Source organism: Sphingobium chungbukense (assembly GCF_001005725.1).
GTDB lineage: Bacteria > Pseudomonadota > Alphaproteobacteria > Sphingomonadales > Sphingomonadaceae > Sphingobium > Sphingobium chungbukense.
In genome coordinates, this window is record NZ_LBIC01000005.1 from 35,325 (window position 1) to 45,000 (window position 9,676).

Consider the following 9,676-nt stretch of genomic DNA (forward strand, 5'->3'; position numbering starts at 1 on the left):
GCATTATGCAGCAATCGTCGCGGAGTTGTTAACCGGTTCCCGCAACACGCGATTGTAAAGCCATCCGATCCCGATCAGGCTGAACCCCAATGCCAGGAAAGAGGCGATCCGAAGCAAGCCGGTGAGGCCGGAGGCATCGAACAGAAACACCTTGGCTACTGCCGCGAGCATCAACAGCAGCGAGGCGATCCGCCAATCCCGCGCCCGTTTGCGAATGCCCCAGAGCAGGAAGCCGATCGCGAGGCCTAGCGCCAGCACCGACCGCAATATATCCTCCGCCTGGCCAAGCCCGGGCACGGTCAGCAAGGACCCGACGAATATCTGCCGCAGCATCGCCAGTCCGAACCAGGCGATCAGTCCCATGCGGAGCATATCCGCGGGTCGCTTTGCCCATTGCCAGCTCTGCTCCATCACCAGGAGCGCGACAAAGGCCAAACCGAAGGCAGGCGGCAACAGATTGGCCAGCGGCAGGCTTCCGACCTGTTGCGGGAACCATAGCGGATCGTGCAGCACCACCGTATAGACCAGCATATGCGCCAGTCCCGTGGTGACGGCTGCAAGTCCCTGAGGCTGCCATGTCGCCAGCGGGAAGGGGAGGCGAAGGCCCTGTTGATCCCACCGCTGGAACGCGAGCCCCGCTCCGATCAGCAAAGCCTCCCAAACCGTCCGCTCCGCCAGGGCGAGGCGCGTTACGTCGGCAGGCCCCGTCAGGCCGAAAAGCTGCTTATAGCCGATATGCACGGCGACACCGGCCATGACGCCCGCCATGATCCAGCCACCCCGCCGGGCCCATGGCCCGACCGTTTCACCGGCACGCCACAGGGCAAGGCCCAGCAACAGCGCTGGCAGGGCCAGCCGCTGCAATACCGCTCCCGGCGCGGGCAAATCCCGGACCAGCATGGGCTCTGCCGTCAGCGAAAGCAGCGCGCGGCCCAGCCACATCCCCAGCGGCCAGCAGGCCCACAGCAGCACGAGCAACGCTGCCACCGCCAGCCCCGGCAGCATCCGCCCGACCGCCAACCGCCGCGCACCCTCCGCCAGAGCGGCCAGTCCCAGGGCGGCCGCGACCGCCAACCAAAGTCCGGGCACGACCTGCGCCGCCGCGCCATAGGCCAGCAGCACGGCCACGCCCTGCGCGACCATCCGACCTTCGGCAAATTTCGCTCGCCATGCAAACAGCGCCGCCATCGCCGCCACCGCACCCCAGCGCAGAACGCCCTGCGCTGGTAGATTCGTACTCGTCTGGCCCCACAGCCGCGCCATCTCCACCGATCCGGCGAGCAGCACGACCGCCGCAAAGGCAAAGGCCCAGCCGCTCCATTCGACACGCGGGTCCTGCGCCCGTTCCGCGAGGACGAGCAGCCCCGCCGTCACCGCCGCGACTACGACCGGCAACATCCAGTCGGCCAGCCCCAAACCACCCGCGATGACCAGCAACAATGCCCCGGCGCTTGCCAGTGTCACGAAGCGGGCATTGTTCCGTCGCCCTTCGCAACGCCATCCCAAAGCCATCGCCACCCCCGGCAATGCCGCCGCCGCCAGCGCCAGCAGGGCAAATTCCCCGTCCAGTCCGGCGCGCCAGAAATGCCCCAGTCCCAGGAAGAACCCGCCGAGAGCCAGTCCGGCGATCTGCCCGGCCTCGACCAGCCCGCCCACGCGCCAGACCCGCCAGATCGCCGCTCCGCCATAGATCGCCACCATTCCCAGCAGGACGAGCGTGAAGCGCCCCATTTCCGGATCGGGCCACACCGCCGCCAGCAACAAGGCGACGCCCGCGCCGACCGCTGCCAGAGGTCGCAAAGCCGCCTCCCGGCCCAGCCAGACCAGCGCCACCGAAAGCAATCCGAACAATCCCCATTGCAGCAGGCCAAAGCCCCCGGTCGCCACCAGCGCCGCCATCTGCGCCGCCGCCACGATTGCCGCGCCGACCCGCAGCAACGTGCCCCGCGTTTCCGAAAAGGCGAATAGCGGCAGGCCCACGCCCAACATCAGCACCAGCAGCCCGACTGATAGCGACGAGGCCCAATCCAGCGCGCCCATGGCGAGCATGATCGCGCCCCAACCGGCCCCGCCGATCAGCGCGCTCACGCCCAGCCACATCCACCGCTGCGTCCGCGACAGCACGGTAAGGCCGCCTACCGCCAGAGCCAGATAGCAACTGAGCAGCGGCACATTGGGTTGCCCCGCCTCGACCAGCGCGGGCGCGGCCAAACCGCCGACCAGCCCCAGCAGCGCGCTCGGCGCTCCGAAGCGCAGTGACAGCGCCATGGCGAGCCCGGTCACGCCCGCCAGCCCGACAAACGCGATACCCGGTCCGATCAGGCCGTATAGCGTATGCGCCGCCAGGATGCTGACATAGAGCGTCGCCAGTCCTGCTCCGGAAAGCGCCTGCCGCACGCGCGGATCGCGTACTCGTTCTTCCTGGCGCAGCGCCAGTTCCGCGCCGCCGATCAGGGCACCGCCGAACAACAGGCCCATCACGATCCGCACCAGCGGCGACAGCAGCCCCGCATCGATCGAATATTTGACCAGCAGCACGCCCGCGACCGCCAGTGTCGCGCCACCCGCCCAGATCGGCAGGCGGCGGCCGAACAGATCTTCGAAGCTGAAAGAGGGGTGACGGGGCGCTTCGATCCGTTCCGCCGGTTCGGCCATGGGCTCGTCGATCGGCGCCGCGGGGGGAGGGGGTTCGAGGCCGACGGCCCGTCGCTCCACGATCGCCGCGGACCGCAATGCGCGCGCCTCCGCAGCATCGCTGCCATCATCCTTTCGCCCCTCGTCCCAGGGGGTAGGCCGAGATGGTCGAACCTCGCCATCGAACGGCTGCGGTGCAAGGGCAGCACGGGCAAGCGCCGCGCCGCCCTCCAGCACCGCCAATCGCTGCTCGGCGGCCTTCAACCGTCCGCGCATATCGAACAGCAGCACCCCGAAAACCAGCAGAACAAGCGCCATGAACATGAGTCGCACCCCTGAATCCCTGCGGAACGATCCATCGCCTACCGCAAAATTATACACTGTTCAATAAAATAATTAGACAGCGTTCAATTCGCGTCCTATCGCTTCTCCCATGGGAAGACGCTCCGACCATAGCCGCGAAGAACTGGAGGCATTGATCATCGCTGAAGGGCACCGCCACATGGCGGAAGCCGGCTTCGCCAAATTCTCCTCGCGCGAAGTGGCCAAGCGGATCGGTTATTCGGTGGGCACGCTCTATAACATATTCGGCAGCTACGACCGGCTGATCATCGCCATCAACACCCGCACCTTCCGTCTCTGGGCGGCCTGGCTGGAGGAGGGTCTTGCCGGCAATCCGCAAGATCGCCCCCAAGACCGTATCGCCGCGCTGGTGGAGGGCTATTTCAGTTTTGCCCAGGAAAACACCCATATCTGGATGGCGATCTACGACCACCGCCTGCCGCCCGGCATTCCCATGCCGCAGGATTATGCCGGGCAGCGCGCGGGCCTGACCGAAATCGTCGTGCGCGAGGTCGCCGCCGTCCTGCCCTGCGAAACGAGGGACATCGCTCCGCGCCTTGCCCGCTCGCTGGTGGCGACGGTTCACGGCCATTGCACCTTCGCGCTCAACGGCAGCTTCGCCCTGCTGGGGGAAACCGACCCGCTCGAAATGGCCACGGCCCGCGTCAAGGAAAGCTTGAGGGCTGCGGGGGCAAAGCTGTAATAAGGGCGCTTACAGGGGAAAACATCATGGCAAGCTGGTTCGAAAGCCTGGAACGCGACCTGCAATCGCCGCTTGCGGTGCGGCGTCTGGGCAGTGGATGGTTCTCCGGCTTTTTCGCGCTGCTGTTGAGCGTCACCGGGCTCTGCCTGGTGATGGCGTTGCGCTGGCCGGACTGGTTCGCGACGCCCGAGCTGGCGGCGTTGCACCAATGGGGCGGCCTGCGTCCGCTGGTCCACGCACTGCTGATCGGCGGCTATGGGCTGGCGCTCCTGAGTTTGTTGCTTCGCCCGCGCAAGGCGATCGGCGTCACCGCGCTCATCATCGCCTTGCTCGCCACGCTGCTGGGCGGGGCGGAGGTCCAGCCCAGCGAAACCCATGATTGGGGCGTGTTCTTCGGCGTCGATTTCTTCGCCGTCAACATGGTCGCCACCGGCCTCATGTTCGCGCCGATCGAGCGCCTCTTCCCCCATAGGGCGCAGCAGCGCCTGTTCCGCCAGGAATGGCGCGAGGATCTCTTCTATTACCTCATCAGTTCGATGATGGTACAGTTCATCACCTTCCTCGCGCTGGCGCCGTCGGGCTATATCAACGCGGTCACCACCAGCCTCGCGGGCATCCGCGCCCTAGTCGCCAGCCAGCCCTGGCCGCTCCAGTTCCTGGAAGTGGTGCTGCTGACCGATCTTGTCCAATATTGGTTCCACCGCGCCTTCCACCGCGTACCGTTCCTCTGGGGGTTCCACGCGGTACATCATTCGGCAAAGGCGATGGACTGGCTGGCGGGCGCGCGCATGCATTTCTTCGAGATCATCGCGCTGCGCGGCGTGACGTCGCTGCCGCTGCTCACCTTCGGTTTCTCGCCCCTGGTGATGCAGGCCTATATCGGCTTCGTCTATATCTATTCCTCACTGCTTCACGCCAATCTGCGCGGCGATTTCAACCGCCTGGGCGCCATCGTCGCGACCCCGCGCTTCCACCATTGGCATCATGCGATAGAGGATGTCGCGGTCGACAAGAATTTCGCGATCCACTTCCCCTTTCTGGACCGCCTGTTCGGGACTCATCACCTGCCCGACGGCCAGTGGCCCGGCGGCTATGGCGTGCCCGAACAGGTGCCCCAGGGCTATCGCGCGCAATTCCTCTATCCCTTCCGTCGAAAGCAGGACGCTGCCCTTTGAATCTGCTATGATCGCGTCACACCCATGCAAGGGGGACTCGCGCCATGGTCTACTGGAAACTCAAGGGCCGGGAATTTGCCAACTGCAATTGCGAATATGGCTGCAACTGCCAGTTCGGCGGTTTGCCGGACAAGGGGCATTGCCAGGCCGCCGTCGGCATCGCCATCGATGAAGGCCATCATGGCGACACCGACCTGTCGGGCCTCAACATAGCGGGCGTCTTCCGCTGGCCGGGGCCGATCCATGAAGGACAGGGCGAATGCGTGGCCTTCGTCGACGAACGGGCCACCCAAGCGCAGCGTAACGCCCTGCTGACCATCATGACCGGGGGCGATACCGATCCCTTTGCCACGGTGTTCGCGGTCTTCGCCTCCACCATCACCACCATGCACGAACCGCTGTTCGTGCCGGTGGATTTCGAGGTCGACATCGAAGGCCGCAAAGGCAGGTTGCGTATAGCCGGTCATCTGGAAATGGACGGCGAACCGATCCGCAGCCCCGTGAATGGTGCCGAAATCCGCGCCCAAATCCGCTTGCCCGACGGTTTCGAATATGAAGTGGCGGAGGTCGGATCGGGCGCCAGCCGGTCGATCGACCCGATGCAGCTCGCCCATCGGTCGAGCTACGGCCAGTTCGCCTATCTCCATCTCGACAGCCATGGCGTCGTCAAGGGCGGGTAATGTCTGAGGTGGAGGCGATGCTTGCCCGGCATCGCATCCTGTCCATCGTGGCGCTCGCCACGCTGATCCTGCTGGCCTGGGGTTGGTTGTTGCTGGGCGCGGGCATGGACATGGCGCCGACCGCATCGATCATGCCCTCCGGCCTAGCGCCGCAAGATTCGATGCCCGACCCGATGCCGAACCCGATGATGGCGATGACCATGTCGGCCGATGTCCCCTGGTCGGCAGGCCGGTTCGCGCTGACGCTGGTCATGTGGTGGGTGATGATGGTGGCGATGATGCTGCCGTCCGCCGCGCCGATGATCCTTCTCTACGCTCGCGTCGTCGCACATCGCGATCCGGCCCGGCGTCCGGCGACCGAGAGCTTCCTGGCGGGTTATCTGCTGGCCTGGGGGCTGTTCTCCCTGCTCGTGACGATGGCGCAATGGCGCCTGAGCGCAGCCGCCATGTTCGCCCCGATGGCGATGGCCTCGTCCAGCCGCTGGCTGTCGGCCGGATTGCTGGTGGCGGCGGGCCTCTATCAGCTCAGTCCCTGGAAGGACGCCTGCCTGCGCCAGTGCCGCAACCCCGCGCTATTTCTCAGCCGCCATTATCGGACGGGCCGGATGGGTGCGCTGCGCATGGGAATGATTCACGGCGCCTGGTGCGTGGGTTGCTGCTGGATGCTCATGGCGCTGCTGTTCGTGGGCGGTATCATGAACCTTGCGTGGATCGCACTGCTGACGGTGCTGGTGGCGCTGGAAAAGCTGTTGCCATGGGGACGGCTGGTTGCGCTGACGGCAGGCCTGGCATGCATGCTGCTGGGGGTGCTTCTCGTGGCCCGCGGCGGGATCGGATAGCGGCCGCGGAAAAATCACCGTGCCGGCTGCAAATGCCGCCGTTCCATTTCATCCAGCACGGCCTGTTCGAAGTCGGTCGGATTGGCCGGATCGCGCATATCGCGGTTGATTGCGCGAAGCTCATCGTCCGAAAGGGACGCTGCATCCGCTGCATCCTTCAGATAATCGTGCATGGCGAGTCTCCGCAGAGCGACGATCGCATTGTCGCATGAATGGAGCCACGCCTCAATTCACCGGAAAGATTATGCCGAAAAGACGGAGGCCGCTCCCAGAAAGAGCGGCCTCCTTCATCACCGCGCAGCTTCAGGCCGCGAGGTCGAAGCGGTCGGCGTTCATCACCTTCGTCCAGGCGGCGACGAAGTCGTGCACGAACTTGTCGCCCGCGTCGGCGGCGGCATAGACCTCCGCCAAAGCGCGAAGCTGCGAATTCGATCCGAATATCAGATCGACGCGCGTGCCGGTCCATTTCTGTTCATTGGTCTTGCGGTCGGTGGCGGTGAACAGGTCCTTCTGTCCTTCGACTTCCTTCCATGCCGTGCCCATGTCGAGCAGGTTGACGAAGAAATCGTTGCTGAGCGTGCCCGGCTTGTCGGTGAACACGCCATGCCGCGATCCGCCATGATTGGCGCCCAGCACACGCAGGCCGCCGACCAGAACCGTCATTTCCGGCGCGCTCAGGTTAAGCAACTGGGCGCGGTCGATCAGCAGTTCCTCGACCGGCACGCTGAACGGCACGGGCAGATAGTTGCGGAAACCGTCGACCTTCGGTTCCAGCCATTCGAAATTCTGGATGTCCGTCTGCTCCTGCGAGGCGTCGGTGCGGCCGGGGATGAAGGGCACCTCTATGGCATGCCCGCGGTCCTGCGCTGCCTTTTCGATCGCCGCCGATCCGGCCAGTACGATCAGGTCGGCCAGCGAGATCTTCTTCGCGCCCGCGCCGTCGAACTCGGCCTTGATCCGTTCCAGCGCCGACAGGACGCGGGAAAGCTGCTCCGGCTGGTTCACGTCCCAGTCCTTTTGCGGGGCGAGGCGGATGCGCCCGCCATTGGCGCCGCCGCGATGGTCCGACCCGCGATAGGTCGAGGCCGACGCCCAGGCCGTCGTCACCAGCTCCGCCACGCTGAGGCCCGACGCCCCTATCTTCTGCTTGAGCGAGGCGACGTCCGCCGCATCGACCAGAGCATGATCGACAGCCGGAATCGGGTCCTGCCAGATCAGGTCTTCGGCCGGGACTTCGGGGCCGAGATAGCGCGCCTTGGGCCCCATGTCGCGATGGCACAGCTTGAACCATGCGCGGGCGAAGGCGTCCTCGAACGCCGCCGGATCGGCCCGGAACCGCTCGGATATCTTGCGATATTCCGGGTCCATCTTGAACGCCATGTCCGCGGTGGTCATCATCGTCGGCACGCGCCGGTCCGGGCTGTGTGCGCCCGGCGCCATATCCTCGGGCTTCTGGTTCACCGGCTGCCATTGCTTGGCGCCGGCAGGACTTTTCACCAGCTCATATTCATAATCGAGCAGCATGTGGAAGAAGCTGTGGTCCCATGTCCGGGGCGTTGGCGTCCACGCGCCCTCGATGCCGCTGGTGATGGTATGATCGCCCACGCCGCTTTCATAACCGCTTTGCCAGCCCAGCCCTTGTTGCGCGATGTCAGCGCCCTCGGGCTCCTTGCCGACCTTCGACGCGTCGCCGGCGCCATGCGCCTTGCCGAAGGTGTGGCCGCCGGCGGTCAGCGCAACGGTCTCCTCATCGTTCATGCCCATGCGCAGGAAGGTTTCGCGAATGTCGCGCGCCGATTGCAGCGGGTCGGGATTGCCGCCCGGCCCTTCGGGATTGACGTAGATCAGGCCCATCTGGATCGCGGCCAGCGGGCTTTCCAGCACCATGTTCTTTTCGGGCTGGATGCGGGTCTCATTGCCTTCCTGGCCGACCCAGAATTCCTCGGTGCCCCAATAGACGTCCTTTTCCGGCTCGAACACGTCGGCGCGGCCGCCGCCGAAGCCGAAGACCGGTCCGCCCATGGATTCGATGGCGACATTGCCCGCCAGGATCATCAGGTCAGCCCAGCTCAGCTTCTGGCCATATTTCTGCTTGATCGGCCACAGCAAGCGCCGTGCCTTGTCCAGATTGGCATTGTCCGGCCAACTGTTGAGCGGGGCGAAGCGCTGCGAACCGGAAGAGGCGCCGCCGCGGCCATCGCCCGTGCGATAGGTGCCTGCCGAATGCCAGGCCATGCGGATGAAGAAGGGGCCATAATGCCCGTAATCCGCCGGCCACCACGGCTGGCTGTCGGTCATGAGCGCCGTCAGGTCCTGCTTCAGCGCGTCATAGTCAATCGACTTGAACGCGGCGGCATAATCGAAATCGTCGCCCAGCGGATTGCCGGACAGGCCATTTTGCTGGAGGATGTCGAGCGAGAGCTGATTGGGCCACCAATCGCGATTGGTCCGCCCCAGCAGGGATCGCAACGCGGCCGGCTCCTTCATCGGACAGCCCAGGGGATCACTAGTCTTTGCGTCCATTGCCTATTTCCTTTCGGCTTCTCCTACGACGATGATAGACGATGCCCGCCAGGGCGTGAACACTCCGGGCCATGTTATTTTTCCGATAACAGTGTGGAATTTATTGCATGAAACGGCCTGCTCGCGCGGACCGCTTCATGCCCTTTCGTCAGATCGCAAAGGCGAAGTGCCCCGCCCCTTTTTGCAGGCGCCGCCAATTGTCGGCATCCATGTGAATGAGCGTGTTGTGGTCGCCCCCTTCGAACCAGACATCCCCGTCGCTCAGCATATCGTCGTCGAGGATGGTCTTGAGGCCATAGGCCGCGCCGACCGGAGGAATAGCGCCCAGCTCGCAATCGGGGAAGAGTGCGGCGGTGGTGTGCTCCTCGGCCAGCGATACGTCGCGCGCAAGCCATTGCTGAAGGAAATTGAAGCTTACATGCTTGGAGGCAGGCAGCACGGCCAGCATATATTGGTCGCCCGCCTGCACCAGCACCGCCTTGGCCACCCGCTTGCCCGGAATGTGGGCGGCCTGCGCCACCCGCGCCATTTCGGCCGCGGGTTCGTGCATCAACTCGTCAAATCTCGTGCCGCAGCGGTCCATATAGCTGCGCAATTTTCCGGAAATCGCCATGACATCCTCCATCCACACGCCGCTTTTGGGGGCATGGGCGGCCGGACGTCTGGCGGGGTGCCGGTCAAGGGGCCGACACGCGGGCGGGCGGGCGGATCTGGCCAATGCCATCCAATGATCAAGGGATAGCAGATTCCAACCCGATAACCAATGCGGAAGGGGGCATT

General features: G+C 64.9%; 8 protein-coding genes. 4 read left to right on the plus strand and 4 right to left on the minus strand.

All coding sequences use genetic code 11. The features are described 5' to 3' along the window. Window positions 1-3: 3 nt before the first annotated feature. Window positions 4-2,958 (minus strand): DUF2339 domain-containing protein, encoded by a 2,955-nt coding sequence (locus YP76_RS11300; RefSeq protein WP_046763729.1) that lies wholly within the window; start codon window positions 2,956-2,958, stop codon window positions 4-6. Window positions 2,959-3,067: 109 nt separating this feature from the next. Here YP76_RS11300 and YP76_RS11305 point away from each other — a divergent pair, with 109 nt between their 5' ends. From YP76_RS11305 to YP76_RS11320, 4 genes are read left to right on the plus strand one after another with little or no spacing between them, the layout of a single operon-like run. Continuing rightward, the gene (locus YP76_RS11305; protein ID WP_046763730.1) at window positions 3,068-3,679 is read left to right on the plus strand and encodes a TetR/AcrR family transcriptional regulator; all 612 of its coding nucleotides are present in this window, start codon (window positions 3,068-3,070) and stop codon (window positions 3,677-3,679) included. Between the two features lie 26 nt (window positions 3,680-3,705). Next, window positions 3,706-4,854 (plus strand): sterol desaturase family protein, encoded by a 1,149-nt coding sequence (locus YP76_RS11310; RefSeq protein WP_046763731.1) that lies wholly within the window; start codon window positions 3,706-3,708, stop codon window positions 4,852-4,854. Between the two features lie 44 nt (window positions 4,855-4,898). After that, on the plus strand, window positions 4,899-5,534 hold the full coding sequence (locus tag YP76_RS11315) for a DUF1326 domain-containing protein (protein WP_046763732.1): 636 nt from the start codon (window positions 4,899-4,901) through the stop codon (window positions 5,532-5,534). Beyond that, window positions 5,534-6,373, plus strand: a complete 840-nt coding sequence (locus YP76_RS11320; RefSeq protein ID WP_046763733.1) for a DUF2182 domain-containing protein — start codon at window positions 5,534-5,536, stop codon at window positions 6,371-6,373. The genes YP76_RS11315 and YP76_RS11320 overlap by 1 nt, the downstream gene beginning before the upstream one ends. A 14-nt stretch (window positions 6,374-6,387) precedes the next feature. Here YP76_RS11320 and YP76_RS28250 read toward each other — a convergent pair whose 3' ends face one another. From YP76_RS28250 to YP76_RS11330, 3 genes are all read right to left on the minus strand, one after another. Beyond that, complete coding sequence (locus tag YP76_RS28250; RefSeq protein ID WP_198147468.1) at window positions 6,388-6,546, minus strand: hypothetical protein; 159 nt, start codon at window positions 6,544-6,546, stop codon at window positions 6,388-6,390. 130 nt (window positions 6,547-6,676) lie between these two features. Further along, window positions 6,677-8,896, minus strand: coding sequence for a catalase/peroxidase HPI (katG, locus tag YP76_RS11325; RefSeq protein ID WP_046763734.1), 2,220 nt, complete (start codon window positions 8,894-8,896; stop codon window positions 6,677-6,679). Between the two features lie 148 nt (window positions 8,897-9,044). Beyond that, window positions 9,045-9,509, minus strand: a complete 465-nt coding sequence (locus YP76_RS11330; protein ID WP_046764071.1) for an aminoacyl-tRNA deacylase — start codon at window positions 9,507-9,509, stop codon at window positions 9,045-9,047. Window positions 9,510-9,676: the final 167 nt, after the last annotated feature.